The organism is Enterobacter sp. RIT637 (assembly GCF_019718755.1).
Lineage (GTDB): Bacteria > Pseudomonadota > Gammaproteobacteria > Enterobacterales > Enterobacteriaceae > Enterobacter.
In genome coordinates this window covers 424,525-445,229 of the sequence record NZ_JAIHAZ010000001.1, presented here as the reverse complement: position 1 = coordinate 445,229, position 20,705 = coordinate 424,525, and the positions used below count along the sequence as shown (strand labels likewise).

Below are 20,705 nucleotides of genomic sequence, written 5' to 3'. Positions count from 1 at the left end.
AAGAAGCCCGGCGAGAGACTCGCCGGGCTTCATCTGTAAAATCAGTAAATTAGTTGTTTACGGGGATGACCGCGCCTTTATATTTGGTGCGGATCCAGTCCTGAATCTCTTTCGAGTGCAGCACGTTCACCAGCGCGACGATATCTTTCTTCTTCTCGTCACCGCGGTGCACGGTAATGATGTTGGCGTACGGGTTGTTTTCACCGCTCTCTACCGCTATTGGGTCGTGAACCGGGTCCAGACCTGCATCAATCGCGTAGTTGGCGTTGATCACCACCGCAGCGCCTTCGTCGTTGTTGTACATCTGCGGCAGCAGAGAAGCTTCGACGTTAGGCGTGAACTGCAGCTTTTTCGGGTTCTCGACGATGTCGCTGATGCGTGCGGTCACTTTATCGATGCCCGGCTTCAGCTTGATCACGCCCTCTTTCTCGAAGATGGAGAGAATGCGCCCCTCTTCGGAAACGGCATCACGCATGATGATCTTGCCGCCTTCCGGCAGGTCTTTCAGCGACTTGTATTTTTTGGAGTAGATGCCGATTGGCTCAATGTGGATCGCGCCCGCACTGACAAAATCGTAGTCCTTGTCGCCCGCATGATCTTTCAGCACGCTGTTCAGGTAAGGAATGTGCTGGAAATAGTTCGCGTCGATGTCATGACCCGCCAGCGCGGTGTTCGGCAGAATGTAGTCCTGGAACGGTTTAATCTCCAGGTCGATACCCTGTTTCGCCAGAATCGGCTTTGCCTGCTCCAGAATTTCGGCGTGCGGCGTGTTGGACGCGCCTACGGTCAGGGTGTCGGCCCAGGAAGCGAAGCTCAGGGCACTCAGGGTTGCGGCGGCGATCAGTGTCAGTGTTTTTTTCATGATGTGGTTCCTGTGTGTTGTTGTTACCCTAAATAGTTCGAGTCACAGGAAGGCGGCAAGTGAGCGAATCCCCAGGAGCTTACATACAGTAAGTGACTGGGGTGAACGAATGCAGCCAACGCGCCTGAGGCTCGAAATATGACGGGTATTAGCGTTTATCTAACAGTGAAGTAATGACATCGCCGCAGAACTGGATAATGAAAACGATGATCAGAATGGTCACCGTTGCCACCAGCGTGACGTCACCATGGTTGCGCTGGAATCCTTCCAGATAAGCCAGATTTCCCAAACCGCCGGCGCCAATCACCCCCGCCATCGCGCTGTAGCTCACCAGCGCAATCAGCGTCACCGTAATACCTGAAACCAGTGCAGGTGATGATTCCGGCAGTAAAACCCGAAACACTAACGTGCTCAGTCGTGCGCCCATCGAGCGCGTTGCTTCTATAACGCCTTTATCCACTTCACGCAGGGCGATTTCCACCAGGCGTGCGTAGAACGGTGCTGCGCCCACAATCAGCGCCGGCAGCGCCGCGTTGGCGCCAAGGATGGTCCCGACGATGGTTTTCGTGAACGGGATCAGCAGAACAATGAGGATGATGAACGGAATCGAGCGGAACACGTTCACCACAATCGAAATCACGCTGTAGACCGTGCGGTTATGGAACAGCCCGCCGCGCGCGGTTAAAAACAGCGCCAGACCGAGCACGAGCCCCAGAACAAAGGTCGCCACGCCGGAGAGCGCGGTCATGTACAGCGTCTCCTGAGTTGCCGCCCAGAGCTGGTCCCACTTCAGATGCGGAAAGAGATCCTCAGCCATGTTTAATCACCTCACCTTCAATATCGCTGTGCTTCAGGTCGGCGAGGATATTGTTCAGTTGTTCATCAGATGCCACCACGTGCACCCAGAGTTGCCCGAAAACTCCGTGGGCGGTTTGCGTCATTTTTCCGTGCAGGATGTTAAACGGCAGGCCGTAGCGCAGCGTTAATTCACCGACGACAGGCTTATGGGTGCTGTGCCCGGTAAAGGTCAGCTTGATAACCGTGCCTTCAAGTTCATTTGCCAGCTCGGCATTGAAGGTCTCTTCCTCGGCGTACTGGCTCACCTGACGAACAAACTGTTGCGTGATGGGCTGTTGCGGATGGGTAAAGACGCTCAGGACGTCGCCCTCTTCCACGACTTTACCGTTCTCCATCACCGCTACGCGGTCGCAGATTTTGCGCACCACGTGCATCTCGTGGGTGATCAGCACGATGGTCAGTTTGAAGCGACGGTTAATATCCAGCAGCAGATCGAGGATCTGATCGGTGGTCTGTGGGTCAAGAGCCGACGTGGCTTCATCGCAGAGCAGCACGTCCGGGTTATTGGCCAGCGCGCGCGCAATGCCCACGCGCTGTTTTTGCCCGCCGCTCAGCTGGGACGGGTACGCATTCTCGCGCCCTTTGAGGCCGACCAGATCCACCAGTTCAGCCACGCGCGCCTTGATATTGGCTTTAGGCACGCCCGCGATTTGCATTGAGAAAGCGATGTTCTCGCTCACCGTTCGCGACCAGAGCAGGTTGAAATGCTGGAACACCATGCTGATCTTCAGACGCGCCTGACGTAAGGCTTCGCCCTTAGCAGCAGAAATATTTTGCCCGTTGATGGTTACGCTGCCGGTACTGGGTTTTTCCAGACCGTTCAGCAGCCGGATAAGCGTACTTTTCCCGGCACCGCTGTAGCCGATAATCCCGTAAATCTGTCCCTGTGCTATCGTCAAATTGACATTATCAACGGCTGTCAGTGCCACCTTTCCGTTGTCAAAAACCTTCGAAATATTGCTCAGTACGATCATTCTTATTCGTTATCCGTTCCGCCCGTGGCGGTTTAGCAGTATGGATGTCCAAACGATAGTAAACAGGCGTTATCAGGTTTTAAATGAACAAAAAGGAATTTGTTATAACTTTCGGAAATAAACAGCGGATTTAACGGCTGGAAGGCATTTAGATCATTTTCAGCAATGATTATCTGCCATACGCATATTCAATGGCTGACCCGCTGAAAAAACGGTCATTTTTGCAGCATTTTATCCCGATATAGCCATCCTCACATCCAGACAACTTTACGTCTTGCTGTCCTTACATCCGAAAACGCGCTGAATATTCCTTTCTGTTCTAAAAGGCAGTGAAACGTTCTTTATTGAGAAATTTTCATGGTCCTATCATCCGGTCATGACCTCCTTAAAGGAAAAAGACCATGACGATTTATCACTCCGTCACCGAACTGATTGGCCGCACGCCGCTTATCCAGCTACACAAACTGGATACCGGCCCCTGCTCCTTGTTTCTGAAGCTTGAAAACCAAAATCCCGGCGGCTCGATTAAAGACCGCGTTGCGCTGTCGATGATCAACGAAGCGGAGCGCACCGGCCAGCTGCAGCCGGGCGGCACGATTATTGAAGCGACAGCGGGCAATACCGGGCTTGGCCTGGCGCTGATCGCCGCGCAGAAAGGCTACTCGCTGATCCTGGTGGTGCCGGACAAAATGAGCCGCGAGAAGATATTCCACCTGCGCGCGCTGGGCGCACAGGTGGTGCTAACCCGCTCCGACGTCAACAAGGGCCACCCCGCCTACTACCAGGATTACGCCCAGCGGCTGGCCAACGAGCTGCCCGGCGCGTTTTACATCGACCAGTTCAATAATGAGGCTAACCCGCTGGCGCACCGCACCACCACGGCACCGGAACTGTTTGAACAGCTTGATGGGCGGATCGACGCCATCGTGGTGGGCGTCGGTTCAGGCGGCACGCTGGGCGGCCTGCAGGCGTGGTTCGCCGAGCACTCTCCGCATACGGAGTTTGTCCTGGCAGACCCGGCCGGTTCCGTTCTGGCTGACCAGGTGGAGACCGGACGCTACCACGACGCGGGCTCCTGGCTGGTTGAGGGTATTGGCGAAGACTTTATTCCGCCGCTGGCCCACATCGAAGGGGTGAATCGCGCCTGGCGCATCACCGACCGCGAAGCCTTCACCACCGCGCGCGATCTGCTGAAAACGGAAGGCATTCTGGCGGGCTCTTCCAGCGGCACGCTGCTGGCGGCGGCGCTGAAGTATTGCCAGGCGCAGACCACGCCGAAACGCGTTGTCACCTTCGCCTGCGACAGCGGCAATAAGTACCTCTCGAAGATGTTCAACGACGACTGGATGCGTCAGCAAGGGCTCATCACGCGCCCTCAGGTGGGCGATCTCTCCGACTATATCGCGCTGCGTCACGATGAAGGTGCCACCGTCACCGCCGCCCCGGACGACACGCTCTCCACCGTGCTGGCGCGCATGCGTCTGTATGACATCTCCCAGCTGCCGGTGCTGGAGAACGGCAAGGTGGTGGGCATTATCGACGAGTGGGATCTCCTGCGACATATCGGCGGCGACGGCGATCGCTTCGCCCTTCCGGTGACGGCCGCCATGACGCGTCAGGTGGAGTTCCTGGATAAACACGCCCCGGAAAGCGCCCTTAACGCCATCTTCGACCGCGGTCTGGTGGCCGTGATTAACGACAACGACCGTTTTCTCGGTCTGATTACGCGCAGTGACGTTCTGACCGCCTGGCGCAACCGTCTTCAGCAATAAAGGAATAAGTGATGAAAAATCTGGCTACCCTGAGCGTACACAGCGGCGAGTTCAACGACCAGCACGGTGCCGTCATGCCGCCGATTTACGCCACCTCAACGTTTGCGCAACCGTCACCCGGCGAGCATACCGGCTATGAGTATTCCCGCAGCGGCAACCCCACCCGCCACGCGCTGGAAACCGCCATCGCCGAACTGGAAGGCGGCACGCGCGGCTACGCGTTTGCCTCCGGTCTGGCGGCCATCTCCACCGTGCTCGAACTGCTCGATAAAGACAGCCATATTGTCGCCATTGATGACGTTTACGGCGGGACGTATCGCCTGATTGAAAACGTGCGCAAGCGCAGCACCGGTCTGCAGGTCAGCTGGGTTAAACCGGACGACCTGGCCGGGCTTGAGGCCGCCATTCGCCCGGATACCCGCATGGTGTGGGTCGAAACGCCAACCAACCCGCTGCTGAAGCTGGCGGATCTGGCGGCCATTGCGCAAATTGCCCGTCGTCATAACGTCATCAGCGTGGCGGATAATACCTTCGCATCGCCGGTGATCCACCGTCCGCTGGCGTCGGGTTTCGATATCGTTGTGCACTCCGCCACTAAATACCTGAACGGCCATTCTGACGTGGTGGCCGGGCTGGCGATTGTCGGGGACAACAAGGAACTGGCGGATAAGCTGGGCTATCTGCAAAACGCAGTAGGTGGCGTACTGGATCCGTTTAGCAGCTTCCTGACCCTGCGCGGTATTCGCACGCTTGCGCTGCGCGTTGAAAAGCACAGCACCAACGCACTGGCGATTGCGCAATGGCTGGCGCAGCATCCTCTGGTCGAAAAGGTGTTCTATCCCGGCCTGGAGTCGCATCCGCAATACCCGCTTGCCCGCACGCAGATGGCCCTGCCGGGCGGGATGATTTCCGTCGTGGTAAAAGGCGATGCGCAACGCGCCACCGAGGTGATCCGCAACCTCAAGTTGTTCACCCTCGCGGAAAGCCTGGGCGGCGTGGAGAGCCTGGTAAGCCAGCCCTACAGCATGACCCACGCGTCCATTCCGCTGGAACAACGCCTGGCAAACGGCATTGTGCCGCAGCTGATCCGTCTGTCAGTCGGGATTGAAGATCAAAAAGACCTCATTGCCGACCTCAGCCAGGCGCTGCAAAAATAAGCAAAATGCGGCAGGTCAGGCACCTGCCGCCATAAGTTGTCATTATGCCTTAACGCCTTGATAACAAACTTATGTGAATCTGCACAGATTATTTTTGAAACGCTGTTTCCATTTTCCTTTTATCTTAAAATCAGCGTATAATGCGCGCCAAATCCCTGGTGAATGGTTTCAGCGCTTGGAATACAAAAAACAACGTACAACTTCTCCTCTCCTTCGTTGGGCTGACACTCAGGCACACTTTCTTCTGCACGCTCATTTGATGTCTCCTATCCTTAGTGCGTGTCATATACTCTTTTGCAACACAGGTTTGACTCCGCGGCAGTGCGCCCCCGGAGCGAGATTTCCATATCCTTCCCAACTTAAAGACTAAGACTGTCATGAAAAAGACGAAAATTGTTTGTACTATCGGCCCGAAAACCGAATCTGAAGAGATGCTGACCAAGATGCTGGACGCCGGCATGAACGTGATGCGTCTGAACTTCTCCCACGGTGACTACGCAGAACACGGTCAGCGTATCCAGAACTTGCGCAACGTAATGAGCAAGACCGGTAAAAAAGCAGCTATCCTGCTGGATACCAAAGGTCCAGAAATCCGTACCATCAAACTGGAAGGCGGTAACGACGTCTCCCTGAAAGCGGGCCAGACCTTCACCTTCACCACCGACAAATCCGTTGTCGGCAACAGCGAAATCGTTGCAGTGACCTACGAAGGCTTCACCAGCGACCTGTCCGTCGGCAACACCGTTCTGGTGGATGATGGCCTGATCGGTATGGAAGTCACCGCGATCGAAGGTAACAAGGTTATTTGTAAAGTGCTGAACAACGGCGACCTGGGCGAAAACAAAGGTGTTAACCTGCCGGGCGTTTCCATCGCGCTGCCAGCACTGGCTGAAAAAGACAAACAGGACCTGATCTTTGGTTGCGAGCAGGGCGTTGATTTCGTTGCTGCATCCTTCATCCGTAAGCGTTCTGACGTGGTTGAGATCCGTGAGCACCTGAAAGCGCACGGCGGCGAGAAGATCCAGATCATCTCCAAAATCGAAAACCAGGAAGGCCTGAACAACTTCGACGAAATCCTCGAAGCGTCTGACGGCATCATGGTTGCACGTGGTGACCTGGGCGTTGAGATCCCGGTTGAAGAAGTGATCTTCGCGCAGAAGATGATGATCGAGAAGTGTGTGCGCGCGCGTAAAGTGGTTATCACCGCAACGCAGATGCTGGACTCCATGATCAAAAACCCACGCCCTACCCGCGCTGAAGCAGGCGACGTGGCGAACGCCATCCTTGACGGTACCGATGCAGTGATGCTGTCCGGTGAGTCAGCGAAGGGTAAATACCCGCTGGAAGCGGTCGGCATCATGGCGACCATCTGCGAGCGTACTGACCGCGTGATGACCAGCCGTCTGGACTTCAACAACGACAGCCGCAAACTGCGCATCACAGAAGCTGTGTGCCGCGGTGCAGTTGAAACCGCTGAGAAACTGGACGCACCGCTGATCGTGGTAGCGACCCAGGGCGGTAAATCTGCTCGTGCAGTGCGTAAATACTTCCCGGATGCCACCATCCTTGCCCTGACCACCAATGAAACCACCGCGCGTCAGCTGGTGCTTAGCAAAGGCGTGGTTGCCCATCTGGTGAAAGAGATCGCGTCTACCGATGATTTCTATATTCAGGGTAAAGCCATGGCGCTGGAAAGCGGTCTGGCTCAGAAAGGCGACGTTGTGGTGATGGTTTCTGGTGCTCTGGTTCCAGCAGGCACCACTAACACTGCATCTGTTCACGTGCTGTAATAATTCCCGAACGAATTAATTTTGATAAAAAGCGCCCGCCGGGCGCTTTTTTTATTCCCGGCATTAGCCAAAGTCATTCAAATTGCAAATCGGGTTTTTCTATTTAATTGTGATTTATCTAAGATGAATCCGATGAAAAATGCCTTTTTTAACATAGCTTTTTCGACAAAAAGGCCAAATTCGTTGCTTCTTTGAGCGAACGATCAAAAATAGGCGTATTCCCATCAAAAAAATATTCTCAACCCAAAAAACTTTGTGTAATACTTGTAACGCTACATGGAGATTAACTCAATCTAGAGGGTATTAATAATGAATCGTACTAAACTGGTACTGGGCGCGGTAATCCTGGGTTCTACTCTGCTGGCAGGTTGCTCCAGCAACGCTAAAATCGATCAGCTGTCTTCTGACGTTCAGACTCTGAACGCTAAAGTTGACCAGCTGAGCAACGACGTGAACGCAATGCGTTCCGACGTTCAGGCTGCTAAAGACGACGCAGCTCGCGCTAACCAGCGTCTGGACAACCAGGCTACTAAATACCGTAAGTAATAGTACCTGTTAATAAAATGGCGCACATTGTGCGCCATTTTTTTTGCCTTCGTCAAATCCCTACTGCGTCACCTTCTCCCCTTCTTCTTCGGCTACCGCCGCTGACACCCGACTGTTCTGCACCGACAGCACGCTGTTGTTGGCTGATGGGCCATTACCGGCAGACACCACAACAGGGATCCCCGCACGACGTGACAAGGCTTTATCGATCAGCGCTTTATCACTGCCCGATTGAGACACAAAGGTCGCGAAATCTTCGGAGTGGCTAATGGGCGCAACCTGCGGGTTTTCTCCCTCAACCTGCGCCAGCGGACGGTGTACTTCAACGTAGCGTTTCCCATCCGGCTCAACGGCAAACTTCACCGGCTCATTGATAATCTGAACCCGCGTGCCAACACGCACCTGCCCGAACAGCGCTTTGATATCCGGCGCGTTCATCCGCATACAGCCCGAACTGACCCGTAAACCGACGCTGTCCGGCGCGCTGGTGCCGTGGATAAGATATTCACCATTCCCTACGCCCAGGCGCAGCGCAAAGCGTCCTAACGGGTTATTTGGCCCTGCTGGCACGACCGGTGGCAATTTAATTCCCTGTGCCAGAGAGCGCGCCCTGATGCCCGCTGTCGGTGTCCAGGTTGGATTAGGGATTTTCTGACTCACGCGGGTGGTTGTCACCGGCGTTTCCAGCCCCAACTGCCCGATACCGAGCGGGAAGACCTGAACGATATTCTCCCCCGGCGGGAAATAGTAAAGCCGAAGCTCTGCCAGGTTGACCACGATCCCTTCCCGCGGGGTATCCGGCAGCAGCATTTGAGATGGAATGGTGATCACCGTCCCCGGCGCGGGGTTCACCGGCGCAATGGTATTATTGGTTTCAAGAATAAGCTGCGCTGCCGTATTAAACCGGCGGGCAATGGCCTGCAGTTTATTGTCGCCTTCCTGAATCGTGTAGGTTTGATTTTGCCCAATCAGACGACTGCCTGCGGGCGGCAACGGATAATCCACCGCCCGGGCCGAATTAAGCACACCGAGCGAACCAAGGAGTAATAGAGTTATTAGAGACGCGCGCTTCATGCTGAGATTCCTTATTCACTGACAGAACGCCAGAAAGCTGAAAAACCAGCGAGGCGGGAACCACCTCGCGAAACAGAATGAATGCTGTTCTGTAAGTCTAGCTAAGGATTGCAGCTTTGGCGCGAATGCCGCGAATCATCGCTTCCAGCCCCTGGGAACGAGACGGGGTGAGGTGTTGGGTCAGGGCCATTTTTTCAAACCAGGGACGAACATCAAACGCGACAATGTCCTGCGCCGACATCTGGTGATAGAGAATAAAGACGACGGCAATAAGGCCTTTTACAATCGCAGCGTCGCTGTCTCCGCGTAATTCAATAGTGCCATCGTCAGATTGCTCCATCACAATCCACACCTGGCTCTGGCAGCCCTGAATAATATTTTCCGGGTTATGCGCCTCTTCACTGAGCGGCGCTAAACGCTGTCCCAGCTCAATAATATAGAGATATTTCTCTTCCCAGTTTGCGCAACGCGAGAAGTTACGCAGTAATTTATCTTTGTCCGGCAGTTCCGCCATCTTTCGCCTCTCCGTTAGCCCAGCAGCTGATGAATACGCTTAAGCCCCGCCACCAGCCTGTCGACCTCTTCCGTTGTGTTGTACATCACCAGCGACGCGCGACACATTGCCGGCACCTGGTAAAACGCCATCAGCGGCATGGCGCAGTGGTGCCCGGTACGGACCGCCACGCCGTAGTTATCGAGGAAACTGCCCACGTCATAGGCATGATGTTTCCCGAGATTGAACGCAATCACCCCTTGCCGGTCGGCAGGCCCGTAGAGGGTCAGATCCGGCACGCTGGCAAGCTCCGCAAGCGCATAGTGCATTAGCAGCTGTTCGTACTCCTGAATGCTCTCAAGGCCGATTGACGAGACATAAGAAACCGCCGCCCCCAAACCGATAATCCCGCCGGTGTTGGGCGTGCCCGCCTCAAAACGCCACGGCGCACGCGCGTAGGTGGTGCCCTCCGTCAGGCTAACGGTGGCGATCATCGACCCGCCCCCTTCCCACGGCGGCATCGCCTGCAGGATCGCCTCTTTGACGTACAGCACGCCTATCCCGGTCGGCCCATAGAGCTTATGGCCGGAAAAGACGTAGAAATCGCAGTCCAGCGCCTGGACGTCAACCGCGTGGTGCATCACCGCCTGCGCGCCGTCAATCAGCACCTTCGCGCCCGCCTGATGGGCCTTTTCGACAATCTCCGCTACCGGGTTTTCCGTCCCCAGCACGTTGGAGACCTGGGTGACCGCCACCAGCCGCGTTTTATCGTCAAGCAATGCGTCAAGCTGCTCAAGCTGAAGCGTCCCGTCGGCATTGAGCGGGATCACCCGCAGCTGCGCGCCAACGCGCTCGCAGAGCATCTGCCACGGCACGATATTAGCGTGGTGTTCCATTTGCGTGATAACGATATTATCACCCGCGTGCACCTGGGCGTTGCCCCAGCTGTTGGCGACGAGGTTAATGCCTTCGGTGGTGCCGCGCACGAAAACCAGCTCTTCAGACGATTGCGCGTTAAGGAAGGCGGCAATCTGCGTGCGCACGTTTTCCATGCGCTGTGTCGCCTCGGCGCTCAGGGTATGAATACCGCGATGCACGGCGGCGTAGCCGTGGCGATAAAACTCGGCTTCCGCATCCACCACCGGGTTCGGCTTCTGCGCGCTGGCCGCGCTGTCCAGATAGGCCAGCGGCAGACCGTTCACTTCACGGGTCAGAACCGGGAAATCTGCCCGTACTTTCTCGACGGGAAAACTCATGCTTCGCCTCCAGGCAGACGCTCACCGATACGGGCCAGCACCTGCTGTTTTAACACGCCATCCTGCAGCGCTTCCGTCAACTCGGCGGCAAACGCGTAGATAATCATCTTCTGCGCCGCCTGACGGTCAATACCGCGGGAGCGCAGGTAGAACATCTGCTCATCGTCGATCCGCCCGACCGTCGCACCGTGGCTGCATTTCACGTCATCGGCGTAAATCTCCAGCTGCGGTTTGGTGTCCACCTCCGCCAGGCGGCCTAACAGCAGATTATTGTTGGTCATCTGCCCGTCGGTTTTAATGGCGTGCTGGGCCACGTTTATCAGGCCGTTAAACACCGCGCGGCCTCTGTCGCTGACGATGGTTTTATGCAGCTGGCGGCTGTTGCAGTAGCCTTTGTTGTGCTCAAGCCAGGTGCGCGTGTCACACACTTCAGATTTGACCGGCATCGCCAGGCTGTTAATGCGCAGCGTAGTGTTTTCACCGTTAAGCTGGGTGCTGGTGTTGTGGCGCAGCACCGCGCCACCGAGCAGGAAGCTGTGGCTGTACGCTGCGGCATCCTGACCCAGCACAATGTCGTTATGGGCAAAGTGGTGGCTCTGCGGGTTCTCAAACGCCAGCTTGACGTGATGAAGCTGGGCATTGGCCGCCACATTCATCGTCAGACGCGATCCGGTGAAGTGGCGCGTCTCGTTGAGGCTGACGTAATGTTCGATGACCGTGGCCTCCGCCCCCTCAGCCAGCTCAAGATGGTGGCGATAGTGCGCGGTGTTGATTTCGTCGCCCTCTATGCCCTGCGTGATATGCATCAGCAGCAGCGGCTTCGCCGGACGCTGGTTACGCTTCACGTGGATATGCGTCACGCCGCGGGCAAGGCTCTCGGTCAGGTGCAGGAAAACCTCAGGCTGAACCGGGGCGCTCAGGGACTGGCGATCGTCGTTTATCTCAATCTCAAATCCGCCCCCCTGAAGCGCGTCGCTCAGCTCCGCACGGAACTCACCGTCGACAAACACCAGGCGCACGGCATCCACGCCCACTGCCAGCGCGTCACGCTGCGCAGGAGTAAGCTCCGCCGAACGCGTGACAAACTCGCCGTTCAGCAGGCCATCGAGCGGGGTGTATTTCCAGTTTTCGTGCTTACGCGTGGGCAGCCCCAGGCGCAGCATCTGCTGAAGATGCTGCTGGGCCTGTTCTGAACGCGACTGCCCCTGCGTTTCAAATAGCCGATGCCACTGCTGGAGCGCATTACTGCTGTTCGGTAAGCCAGCCATAACCCTGCTCCTCCAGTTGTTTAACCAGCGTGAAATCGCCGGATTTCACAATACGCCCCTGGTAAAGCACGTGGACGTAGTCTGGTTTGATGTAGTCAAGAATGCGTTGGTAGTGGGTGACGATAATGAATGAACGCTTGCCGTCACGCAGGGAGTTCACGCCGTCAGCGACAATCTTCAGGGCGTCGATATCCAGACCGGAGTCGGTCTCATCCAGAATGCACAGCTCGGGCTCCAGCACCGCCATCTGCAGAATGTCGTTACGCTTTTTCTCGCCGCCGGAAAAGCCGACGTTGACCGAACGGGTCAGCAGGTCTTCCGGCATTTTCAGCAGCTTGATCTTCTCTTCCATCAGATCCTGGAAGTCGAAGCGGTCCAGCGCGTCGAGACCGCGATACTTGCGCACCGCGTTCAGCGCCGTCTGCAGGAAGAACTGGTTGCTGACGCCCGGAATTTCGACCGGGTACTGGAAGGCCATAAAGATGCCCTCTCCCGCGCGGTCTTCCGGCGACATCTCCAGCAGATCTTTGCCGTTAAACTCGACAGAGCCGTGAGTGACTTCGTAATCTTCGCGTCCTGCCAGCGTCGCGGAAAGCGTGCTTTTCCCGGAGCCGTTCGGCCCCATGATGGCGTGAACTTCACCCGGCTTGACGTCAAAATTGAGGCCACGCAGGATGGCTTTCTCTTCCACGCTAACCTGTAAATCTTTAATGCTTAACATGTGCTTTCCTTAACCGACGCTGTGTTCAAGACTAATGGCGAGGAGTTTTTGTGCTTCAACGGCGAATTCCAGCGGCAGTTCAGAGAACACGTCCTTACAGAAGCCGTTCACAATCATTGAAATGGCATCTTCTTCGCTGATCCCGCGCTGCAGGCAGTAGAAGAGCTGATCTTCCCCAATCCGCGACGTGGTCGCCTCGTGCTCAAGCTGGGCCGTGTTGTTACGACACTCGACGTACGGGAAGGTATGCGCCCCGCAGTCAGCGCCAATCAGCATTGAGTCACACTGGGTAAAGTTACGCGCGTTGGTGGCCGTCGGCATGATTTTCACCAGCCCGCGATAGCTGTTCTGGCTGTGCCCGGCGGAGATCCCTTTCGAGATAATGGTGGATTTGGTGTTTTTACCAATGTGGATCATCTTGGTGCCGGTATCGGCCTGCTGATGCCCGCTGGTCAGCGCCACCGAGTAAAACTCGCCGATGGAGTTATCCCCGCGCAGGATGCAGCTCGGGTATTTCCAGGTAATGGCCGAGCCGGTTTCCGACTGGGTCCAGGACATCTTGCTGTTTTCGCCTTCGCACAGCGCGCGCTTGGTAACGAAGTTCAAAATGCCGCCGGTATTGCCGTCGCCGGGGAACCAGTTCTGCACCGTGGAGTATTTCACCTCGGCGTCTTTATGGATGATGACCTCCACCACCGCCGCGTGCAGCTGATAGCTGTCACGTACAGGGGCGGAACAGCCTTCGATATAGCTGACGTAGCTGCCTTCATCCGCGACCAGAATGGTACGTTCGAACTGACCGGTTTTTTCGGCATTGATGCGGAAATAGGTAGAAAGCTCCATCGGGCAGCGCACGCCTTTCGGCACATAAATGAAGGTGCCGTCAGAGGCTACCGCCGCATTGAGCGCCGCGAAGAAATTATCGTTACTCGGCACCACGGTACCGATGTACTTTTTCACCAGTTCCGGATGATCGTGAATCGCTTCGCCGAAGGAGCAGAAAATGATCCCCTGCTCTGCCAGCTTCTCGCGGTAGGTGGTTGCCACCGAGACGGAGTCAAAAATGGCGTCCACCGCCACCTCTCTTCCTTCGCGAACGGGCACGCCAAGTTGGTTAAAGGCTTCTTCAACTTCTTTGCTCAGGAAGCTGTTCTCCGCACCGGTTTGCTGTACCGCACCAGGCTGCGAGGCGCAGGTATCGTCACAGCTGCCGCAGGAGGGTGCGGAGTAGTAGCTGTAATCCTGATAGTTCAGCTTGTCGTAGTGCGCTTTCAGCCAGTGCGGCTCTTCCATTTTCAGCCAGGCGCGGAAGGCGCTCAGGCGAAATTCGAGCATCCACTCAGGTTCATTACGTTTGGCCGAGATCGCCCGCACGACATCTTCGTTGATGCCTTTTGCCAGCTCATCGGTCTGCAACTGCGTAAAGAACCCTTCTTTATAATTCAGGTGTCCGCCGCTCCAGGTGTTCACATCACTCGTTGCTTCAGTATTACGAGACATAGTACCGCCTATACCCCAAAGCTTTCGCCGCAGCCGCATTCGTTCTGGGCTTTCGGGTTATGAAATTTGAATAACTGGTTTAAGCCTTCACGGACGTAGTCCACTTCGGTGCCGTCGATAAAGGGCATCGCCTGCAGCGCAACGAACAGTTTCGCGCCGTCGGTTTCGAAGACCAGGTCATCCTTCTCGGGTTCGGTGACGGTATCAAGCACGTAACCAAAACCTGCGCATCCGGTCTGTTTGACGCCTAAACGCACGCCGAGGATCTCGGGCTTTTTCGCCACCAGCTCGTGAATATGTGCCGCCGCCGCTGGCGTGAGCGTTAAACCGCGCCAGGCAAAATCGGCTGGATTAAAGGTTTCTGAATGCAGTTCCATAGGTCCACCTCGTCTGAATAGCCATCAGGGCATAACACCATGTTAGTGATAACGATTATCACTTCAACCCCCTGTCAGTAGGGGCATCTGGCTAAACCGCCCTTTTTGGTTACTTTTATTAAGCATAGACCCTGTGGAAGGATGCAGGCAGGATGGATTTAATTGTTCAATACATTGATAAATAATGCATTTCGTTGCGGCATTTGTGGCGGAGAGGAGAAAAGTAAAATATGCATCGGAAATGCCTATTTTTGAGATAGCTTCTGCGCAGAAAAGTGACAAAAACAAAAAAAGGCCCTCAAGGCCTCTTACGATCAGTGATGAAATGAAACAGCAAACCCCTGTTCGCGCCAGTGATCGAGCTGTTCCTGCTGGCGAGGCGTGGGAGATTTCCCCGTCCAGACAAAGATTTTTTGCCCCGGGAACAGTTCAGGACGCGGCGAATCAATGGGTTCAGCCAGCACGTCAATATGCCAGCCCTTCTGTGCCAAACGCGCGGCTTCAAGCCAAAGATGCGTTCGGTCGTCGCATTCCCAGCCGATCAGGAGCGCGTCTTTACCGGCTTTCTTGCGGGATTCCGCGAGGCTGGCAACCGCGAATTCGATCAGGACGCCGTCAAAAAGACTCGCCATGTGACGCACGGTATTCTGGTCCTGGTTCATTCGCTGGCGGACCGGAGAAATAATGTTATCAATCAGCGCATCCATCGCATGATCGCGGCGGAATTCGCCCATTTTGGCGCGCAGTTTACCCGGGCTGGCGTAACGCAGAACCGTCATCATCTCTTCCTGGAAAGAGACCCAGTTTCCCTGCGTCAGCTCTTCTTTATTTTCCAGTAACGCTTTGACTTTCCCGACCGATACGCCGGTTTTCATCAGGCGCTTGATCTCTTCGATACGCAGGATATCCTCATCGTCAAACTGACGATGGCCCCCTTCGCTGCGTTGCGGCTTCAACAAACCATAGCGGCGTTGCCAGGCACGCAGCGTAACGGGGTTGATACCGCATCGTTCGGCGACTTCGCCGATACTGTAATAGGCCATTAACTCCCTCACGCTCAACACTTTCATACCTAACCGCACCAACCTTATCAGATTGTACAACGCATTTGTATAACCAACTCCTCGTTCTGAGACAAGTGAAAGGGGTCAAATCCTTTCACTCGTTTATCTATTGTTGTCTAAATTTATCTCTTCGTACAGTTAACTCTCGAGTGTCATGTACAGGTTTTTAGAAATCGTTCTTTTTCTCAGGCCAGGCAACAGCCGGGATCCCGCCCAGACGCGGGCTGGCGAACAGATGCCCCTGAAACTGCGAAATCCCGGCGGATTCCAGCCACATCCACTCCTCAGCCAGCTCTACCCCCACCGCGCAGAACTGGATTTCCAGGGACGCGCAGCATTTGATGATGGCTTGTACAATCGCCTGACGCGGGCCGCTTTTGTGCACGTTGGCTATCAAATCCCGATTAATCTTGATCCTGTCCGGCTGGAACTGCGCCAGCAGCTGCAGCCCGGCAAACCCTGCGCCAAAGTGATCGATCGTCACGCTAATACCCGCGCTCTTTAACTGCCTGACGGAGTGTGTAAATTCATCAAAGCGGGAGATCGCTTCACTTTCCGTGAACTCGACAACGATCTGTTCGGGCACAAAACCATTCGCTTCAATGACCGTAAGCAGGAAATCAACCGCGTTTGGCACGTTAACCAGCGTCATCGGCAGCAGATTGAGGGACAGCGTTTGGGTGTGTAGCCCCAGCGCGCTGGCCATCGACAGTGCCACCTGCTTGCTTTTCAGATCGGCCTCATAAAGCGCGTCTCGAGGCAGAGTCTGAAAATAGGCCGCAGGTGAATCCCCTTCGGGCGTACGAATCAGCGCTTCCCAGGAGACAATCTGTTGCATAAAGGGATCGACGATAGGTTGAAACGCAAAGCTGCAATCTGCGCCTTTTGCCACAACCTCTGACTGCGCGGATAAGGGCGTCTCTTCGGGAATAAATTCCCAGCTGTTCGCCGGAGGCAGTTCAAAATAGTTGGCTTTTTCTGTGGCCTCAACGAAGGTGCGGAAAAACTGCAAGGCACGGTCGTTATACGTCAACCGGTACTTCGTCGTTCCTTTATCAAGCACCTGCTGGAGCACTTCGTCTGTATCAAATTGACGCAAATCGAAAAGCTCCATGCCCACATTGCCAAAGCGCCGGAAGGGACCGTGATCGCACATGAGCTCCACCACATTATGATGTCGCGGGTCACGGCAGATATGCTGATAGATGGCCGTTACATGATCAACAGGCCCTTCAAGTAACTGGAAAAAATGTGTGCCGTTAAACAGCAGGATCCCCGTGACATCGGAGTGCCGATTTTTACGATTTGCAGCAGCTACCATTTCTTCCAGCGCTTTCACCGGAACGTCCTCGCAGATATGACTGCGGTAAATGATGGTTGTTAGCATGCTATTCCTGGGGGTTTATAGGTTCGGCCACGAAAAAATCGTGGATAGAGTGTTGTTATAGCACATTCATTACTTAACAAATAATTTACACGTCAATGATTTAGCGCATTTACAAAGCCGGGTTTTGGTGTTGTACAACTCTCTGAGCACAATCGAGATTGTACAATATATTCTGCACCAATAACGCTAAATAGCATACTCACAACCAGCTGATATTTATAAAAATTATAAAATATATCAAGAAAAAGTTAAAAATCTGTACAATTTGAATGTACAGATTTGAAAAATATGTATACCTTAATTGTAACGTTACTGATTACGGATATTTACAGGAGCGAAACATGAACCAGAACGGTTATGTCGCAGATTCAGCAGCAGCAATCGCGCAGTACTTCGAGAAAGCCGCGCTACCTACTCAGCAGGAGACGCTGGGTCAGGTGGTTGTTGAAATTCTTAGCGACGGGCGACATCTCAATCGCAAATCGCTCTGTACCAAACTTTTAAGTCGCCTCGAAAGGGCTGAAGGCCCGGAAGAAGAACAGCATTATCACATGCTGCTTGGACTGCTTTTCGAACGGTAACGTGATGAACTGTAGTGACGCAGATCGCCTGATCGACCAGCTAATCGGTGAAGCCGTTCTTTCTCTCCTGAGAGAGCGTGGCCCCGTGACAACCGAAGGTCTCATCCAGCGTCTGCGTAATATGAAAGCACATGAAAAGGATCCCCAGCGGCGGGAGACACTTGCGAGGGTGATTGCCGAAATCGGTTCAAATGACCTCGCCTTTACACGTCGCAGAACCGCACACGGACGACCAAAAAGAGAGGGATCTCTCAGAGAGAGTCGAGACAATGTAGTGCCGTTATTTGGTAATGGAAAACCGTCCGATCCAAAGAAGATACATTGACTGCAACCATACAGCTACGGTGAGAACAAATGAGACAAAATATTCAGCTTCAACCCGAATTTCACTCTGCCTTTTTAGACAGTGCGTTATCGGAGTACTTCCGTCATGCAGGCGAACGTTTTGCTGAAGAGTCCGCTGTTTTTTCTACTGCAGTACGCTGTGTCCTTGCCTCTGAAGGACATCTGACCAATAAAGCCATTATCCTCTGGCTGATCCAGACGCTGGAAGCCACAGACGATGTCGTTCAGGCGGATGTGATCCGCAAGACGCTGGAAATCGTCGTCGGCTACACCATGGACGATCTTTGACCCCTGCCCAACAAAACGGCGAGCGTGTCATCGTCAATTCTGTCGAACAGCCTGACGATGACACGCCCTTCGTCCATAACACCCTGTAAATCAAGAAAAAGCAATGTGGCATGGATCCTGCTTAAGCCCAACAAGGGACTGGGCTTTCCAGTTAAACATTGCTTCATTTCTTAACAGGTCTGTTATTGATGAAAAAAATCGCCAGCGTCTGCCCGTACTGCGGTGCAGGCTGCAAACTTAACCTCGTCGTTGAAAATAACCGTATTATCCGTGCCGAAGCAGCTGAAGGCGTCACCAATCAGGGCACGCTTTGCCTGAAAGGATTCTACGGATGGGACTTCCTTAACGACACCCGCCTGCTCACCCCCCGCCTGACGCAGCCCATGATCCGCTACAACAAAGGAGAGGCGTTTACCCCCGTCACCTGGGAAGAGGCCATTCGCTATACCGCCCAGAGGCTCAAGAGCATCAAAGAACAGTTCGGTCCACGGTCAATCATGACCACCGGCTCCTCACGAGGAACAGGTAATGAGACCAACTATGTCATGCAGAAATTCGCCCGTGCCGTGCTCAATACCAACAACGTCGATTGCTGCGCGCGCGTCTGCCATGGTCCTTCTGTTGCTGGCCTGCAGGAAACGCTCGGTAACGGCGCCATGAGTAACTCCATTAGCGATATTGAAAACTCAAAATGCCTGCTGGTGTTCGGCTATAACTGCGCGGACTCCCACCCTATCGTCGCCCGGCGCGTGCTGAAAGCGCGTGAAAACGGCGCAAAAATTATCGTCTGCGATCCGCGGCGCATTGAAACAGCGCGCATTGCCGATCAGCATCTTCAGCTGAAAAACGGCAGCAACATGGCGCTGGTGAATGCCTTTGGCTATGTGCTGCTGGAAGAGGAGCTGTACGACAAAAACTACGTCGCACGTTTTACGGAAGGGCTTGAGGCGTACCGACAGATCGTCAAAGATTACGCGCCAGAGCGCGTGGAGCATCTGACGGGTATCCCCGCGCGCGATGTGCGTCAGGCAATGCGCACGTTCGCGGCGGCACCGTCAGCGACGGTAATGTGGGGGATGGGGGTTACCCAGTTTGGTCAGGCGGTCGATGTGGTGAAAGGCCTTTCCAGCCTGGCGCTGCTGACGGGCAACCTGGGCCGTCCGGCGGTCGGCGTTGGCCCGGTACGCGGGCAAAACAACGTTCAGGGTGCGTGCGACATGGGCGTTCTACCCAATATGTTCCCCGGCTATCAGGAGGTTACGGACCCGGCGGTCAGACAGAAATTTGCTGATGCGTGGAAGATAGACGTCAACAGAATGGACGATCGCGTCGGGACGCGCATCACCGAGGTGCCGCATCTTGCACTGGAAGGTAAGGTCAAAGCGTATTACATCATGGGGGAAGATCCGCTTCAGACAGAAGCCGATCTCGGCCTGGTCCGTCGCGGGTTCGACGCGCTCGATTTTGTAGTGGTTCAGGACATCTTTATGACCAAAACGGCGGAAGTGGCGGATGTGCTGTTACCCGCTACGTCATGGGGTGAACACGGCGGCGTCTTTACCTGCGCCGATCGCGGCTTCCAGCGTTTCGGGAAAGCCATAGAGGCCAGCGGCAACGTGAAGCGCGACTGGGAGATCATCAGCCTGCTGGCGACGGAGATGGGCTACCCGATGCATTACGACGACAACCAGCAGATCTGGGACGAAATGCGCGAGCTGTGCCCGCTCTTCTACGGCGTGACCTACGCAAAAATGGGCGAGATGGGCCATATTCAGTGGCCGTGCCCAACGCTCGATCACCCCGGTACGCCCTACCTGTACAAGGACAATCAGTTCGACACCCCAACGGGCAAAGGGCAACTTTTTGCCGCCGCCTGGCGCGCGCCAGCGGAAACCCCGGATGCAGATTACCCGCTGGTGCTGTGCACAGTACGCGAAGTGGGCCACTACTCCTGCCGCTCCATGACCGGAAACTGCGCGGCGCTGCAGAGCCTGGCCGACGAGCCTGGACGCGTCCAGATGAACCCTGCCGATGCCCATAGACTGGGAATTGCTGACGGCCAACTGGTCTGGGTACGTTCACGCCGGGGTAAAGTGATTACCCGCGCCAGCATCAGCGAACGCATCAACGCCGGGGCCGTCTACATGACCTATCAGTGGTGGATTGGCGCCTGCAACGAGCTGACCCAGGATAACCTCGACCCCGTCTCCAAAACGCCGGAAACGAAGTATTGTGCGGTGCAGCTGGAAGCGATTGAGGATCAGCGCTGGGCCGAGGACCTTGCGGCGTCGGCGTACCAGTCCATGAAGTCGCGGTTAATCAGTGCGGTAAACGTGTGATTGCCTTGCCGGGCGGCGCTCCGCTTGCCCGGCATACTCTCTGCAGCACGATC

Annotated in this window: 20 protein-coding genes; 8 read left to right on the top strand and 12 right to left on the bottom strand. The window is 55.1% G+C overall.

The window, feature by feature from the left end; genetic code table 11:
- Positions 1–49: 49 nt before the first annotated feature.
- From K5E19_RS02140 to K5E19_RS02130, 3 genes are all read right to left on the bottom strand, one after another.
- On the bottom strand, positions 50–862 hold the full coding sequence (locus tag K5E19_RS02140) for a MetQ/NlpA family ABC transporter substrate-binding protein (RefSeq protein ID WP_003857677.1): 813 nt from the start codon (positions 860–862) through the stop codon (positions 50–52).
- A 148-nt stretch (positions 863–1,010) separates the two neighbouring features.
- The gene (locus K5E19_RS02135; protein WP_163329006.1) at positions 1,011–1,679 is read right to left on the bottom strand and encodes a methionine ABC transporter permease; all 669 of its coding nucleotides are present in this window, start codon (positions 1,677–1,679) and stop codon (positions 1,011–1,013) included.
- Positions 1,672–2,694, bottom strand: a complete 1,023-nt coding sequence (locus tag K5E19_RS02130; RefSeq protein WP_221549780.1) for a methionine ABC transporter ATP-binding protein — start codon at positions 2,692–2,694, stop codon at positions 1,672–1,674. The genes K5E19_RS02135 and K5E19_RS02130 overlap by 8 nt, the downstream gene beginning before the upstream one ends.
- Before the next feature lie 401 nt (positions 2,695–3,095).
- Between K5E19_RS02130 and K5E19_RS02125 the strand changes: the two genes are divergently transcribed.
- The 4 genes from K5E19_RS02125 to lpp all read left to right on the top strand — a co-directional run bounded on the left by K5E19_RS02125 (position 3,096) and on the right by lpp (position 7,959).
- Positions 3,096–4,466 (top strand): cystathionine beta-synthase, encoded by a 1,371-nt coding sequence (locus K5E19_RS02125; protein WP_221549779.1) that lies wholly within the window; start codon positions 3,096–3,098, stop codon positions 4,464–4,466.
- Positions 4,467–4,477: 11 nt separating this feature from the next.
- Complete coding sequence (locus K5E19_RS02120; RefSeq protein WP_221549778.1) at positions 4,478–5,623, top strand: PLP-dependent aspartate aminotransferase family protein; 1,146 nt, start codon at positions 4,478–4,480, stop codon at positions 5,621–5,623.
- Between the two features lie 377 nt (positions 5,624–6,000).
- On the top strand, positions 6,001–7,413 hold the full coding sequence (gene pykF / locus K5E19_RS02115; RefSeq protein ID WP_221549777.1) for a pyruvate kinase PykF: 1,413 nt from the start codon (positions 6,001–6,003) through the stop codon (positions 7,411–7,413).
- Positions 7,414–7,722: 309 nt separating this feature from the next.
- Entirely contained in the window at positions 7,723–7,959 is a 237-nt protein-coding gene (gene lpp / locus K5E19_RS02110) for a murein lipoprotein Lpp (RefSeq protein ID WP_001082307.1), read from the top strand.
- 60 nt (positions 7,960–8,019) lie between these two features.
- Here the strand turns inward: lpp and K5E19_RS02105 are convergent, their stop codons facing one another.
- The 9 genes from K5E19_RS02105 to K5E19_RS02065 form a co-directional block, all read right to left on the bottom strand.
- A complete protein-coding gene (locus K5E19_RS02105) occupies positions 8,020–9,033 on the bottom strand; it encodes a L,D-transpeptidase family protein (RefSeq protein WP_221549776.1) in 1,014 nt (337 codons plus the stop codon).
- 97 nt (positions 9,034–9,130) lie between these two features.
- A complete protein-coding gene (gene sufE / locus K5E19_RS02100) occupies positions 9,131–9,547 on the bottom strand; it encodes a cysteine desulfuration protein SufE (RefSeq protein ID WP_221549775.1) in 417 nt (138 codons plus the stop codon).
- A 14-nt stretch (positions 9,548–9,561) separates the two neighbouring features.
- Positions 9,562–10,782, bottom strand: coding sequence for a cysteine desulfurase SufS (sufS, locus tag K5E19_RS02095; protein WP_221549774.1), 1,221 nt, complete (start codon positions 10,780–10,782; stop codon positions 9,562–9,564).
- Positions 10,779–12,050 (bottom strand): Fe-S cluster assembly protein SufD, encoded by a 1,272-nt coding sequence (gene sufD / locus K5E19_RS02090; RefSeq protein ID WP_221549773.1) that lies wholly within the window; start codon positions 12,048–12,050, stop codon positions 10,779–10,781. Before sufD ends, sufS begins: the two co-directional genes overlap by 4 nt.
- Positions 12,025–12,771, bottom strand: a complete 747-nt coding sequence (gene sufC / locus K5E19_RS02085) for a Fe-S cluster assembly ATPase SufC (RefSeq protein WP_126543817.1) — start codon at positions 12,769–12,771, stop codon at positions 12,025–12,027. Before sufC ends, sufD begins: the two co-directional genes overlap by 26 nt.
- 9 nt (positions 12,772–12,780) lie before the next feature.
- Positions 12,781–14,271: a Fe-S cluster assembly protein SufB gene (gene sufB / locus K5E19_RS02080; protein ID WP_221549772.1), complete on the bottom strand. Its 1,491-nt coding sequence runs from the start codon at positions 14,269–14,271 to the stop codon at positions 12,781–12,783.
- A gap of 8 nt (positions 14,272–14,279) precedes the next feature.
- Positions 14,280–14,648: a Fe-S cluster assembly scaffold SufA gene (sufA, locus tag K5E19_RS02075; RefSeq protein ID WP_010430228.1), complete on the bottom strand. Its 369-nt coding sequence runs from the start codon at positions 14,646–14,648 to the stop codon at positions 14,280–14,282.
- Between the two features lie 314 nt (positions 14,649–14,962).
- Positions 14,963–15,691 carry a MerR family transcriptional regulator gene (locus K5E19_RS02070; protein WP_221549771.1) on the bottom strand — a complete coding sequence of 243 codons (729 nt, stop codon included), beginning with the start codon at positions 15,689–15,691 and terminating at the stop codon, positions 14,963–14,965.
- Positions 15,692–15,878: 187 nt separating this feature from the next.
- The gene (locus K5E19_RS02065; RefSeq protein WP_221549770.1) at positions 15,879–17,099 is read right to left on the bottom strand and encodes a diguanylate phosphodiesterase; all 1,221 of its coding nucleotides are present in this window, start codon (positions 17,097–17,099) and stop codon (positions 15,879–15,881) included.
- A 341-nt stretch (positions 17,100–17,440) separates the two neighbouring features.
- Between K5E19_RS02065 and ycgZ the strand changes: the two genes are divergently transcribed.
- The 4 genes from ycgZ to fdhF all read left to right on the top strand — a co-directional run bounded on the left by ycgZ (position 17,441) and on the right by fdhF (position 20,652).
- A complete protein-coding gene (ycgZ, locus tag K5E19_RS02060) occupies positions 17,441–17,680 on the top strand; it encodes a regulatory protein YcgZ (protein ID WP_010430219.1) in 240 nt (79 codons plus the stop codon).
- Positions 17,681–17,684: 4 nt separating this feature from the next.
- The gene (locus tag K5E19_RS24160) at positions 17,685–18,005 is read left to right on the top strand and encodes a hypothetical protein (RefSeq protein ID WP_260411588.1); all 321 of its coding nucleotides are present in this window, start codon (positions 17,685–17,687) and stop codon (positions 18,003–18,005) included.
- A gap of 29 nt (positions 18,006–18,034) precedes the next feature.
- Positions 18,035–18,313 carry a biofilm development regulator YmgB/AriR family protein gene (locus K5E19_RS02055; protein WP_010430215.1) on the top strand — a complete coding sequence of 93 codons (279 nt, stop codon included), beginning with the start codon at positions 18,035–18,037 and terminating at the stop codon, positions 18,311–18,313.
- A 188-nt stretch (positions 18,314–18,501) separates the two neighbouring features.
- A complete protein-coding gene (gene fdhF / locus K5E19_RS02050) occupies positions 18,502–20,652 on the top strand; it encodes a formate dehydrogenase subunit alpha (protein ID WP_221549769.1) in 2,151 nt (716 codons plus the stop codon).
- Positions 20,653–20,705: the final 53 nt, after the last annotated feature.

Bases quoted from the DNA above. Each gene is read 5' to 3' on its own strand.
- K5E19_RS02140 (WP_003857677.1), bottom strand. From the start codon at position 862: ATGAAAAAAACACTGACACTGATCGCCGCCGCAACCCTGAGTGCCCTG.
- K5E19_RS02135 (WP_163329006.1), bottom strand. From the start codon at position 1,679: ATGGCTGAGGATCTCTTTCCGCATCTGAAGTGGGACCAGCTCTGGGCG.
- K5E19_RS02130 (WP_221549780.1), bottom strand. From the start codon at position 2,694: ATGATCGTACTGAGCAATATTTCGAAGGTTTTTGACAACGGAAAGGTG.
- K5E19_RS02125 (WP_221549779.1), top strand. From the start codon at position 3,096: ATGACGATTTATCACTCCGTCACCGAACTGATTGGCCGCACGCCGCTT.
- K5E19_RS02120 (WP_221549778.1), top strand. From the start codon at position 4,478: ATGAAAAATCTGGCTACCCTGAGCGTACACAGCGGCGAGTTCAACGAC.
- pykF (WP_221549777.1), top strand. From the start codon at position 6,001: ATGAAAAAGACGAAAATTGTTTGTACTATCGGCCCGAAAACCGAATCT.
- lpp (WP_001082307.1), top strand. From the start codon at position 7,723: ATGAATCGTACTAAACTGGTACTGGGCGCGGTAATCCTGGGTTCTACT.
- K5E19_RS02105 (WP_221549776.1), bottom strand. From the start codon at position 9,033: ATGAAGCGCGCGTCTCTAATAACTCTATTACTCCTTGGTTCGCTCGGT.
- sufE (WP_221549775.1), bottom strand. From the start codon at position 9,547: ATGGCGGAACTGCCGGACAAAGATAAATTACTGCGTAACTTCTCGCGT.
- sufS (WP_221549774.1), bottom strand. From the start codon at position 10,782: ATGAGTTTTCCCGTCGAGAAAGTACGGGCAGATTTCCCGGTTCTGACC.
- sufD (WP_221549773.1), bottom strand. From the start codon at position 12,050: ATGGCTGGCTTACCGAACAGCAGTAATGCGCTCCAGCAGTGGCATCGG.
- sufC (WP_126543817.1), bottom strand. From the start codon at position 12,771: ATGTTAAGCATTAAAGATTTACAGGTTAGCGTGGAAGAGAAAGCCATC.
- sufB (WP_221549772.1), bottom strand. From the start codon at position 14,271: ATGTCTCGTAATACTGAAGCAACGAGTGATGTGAACACCTGGAGCGGC.
- sufA (WP_010430228.1), bottom strand. From the start codon at position 14,648: ATGGAACTGCATTCAGAAACCTTTAATCCAGCCGATTTTGCCTGGCGC.
- K5E19_RS02070 (WP_221549771.1), bottom strand. From the start codon at position 15,691: ATGGCCTATTACAGTATCGGCGAAGTCGCCGAACGATGCGGTATCAAC.
- K5E19_RS02065 (WP_221549770.1), bottom strand. From the start codon at position 17,099: ATGCTAACAACCATCATTTACCGCAGTCATATCTGCGAGGACGTTCCG.
- ycgZ (WP_010430219.1), top strand. From the start codon at position 17,441: ATGAACCAGAACGGTTATGTCGCAGATTCAGCAGCAGCAATCGCGCAG.
- K5E19_RS24160 (WP_260411588.1), top strand. From the start codon at position 17,685: ATGAACTGTAGTGACGCAGATCGCCTGATCGACCAGCTAATCGGTGAA.
- K5E19_RS02055 (WP_010430215.1), top strand. From the start codon at position 18,035: ATGAGACAAAATATTCAGCTTCAACCCGAATTTCACTCTGCCTTTTTA.
- fdhF (WP_221549769.1), top strand. From the start codon at position 18,502: ATGAAAAAAATCGCCAGCGTCTGCCCGTACTGCGGTGCAGGCTGCAAA.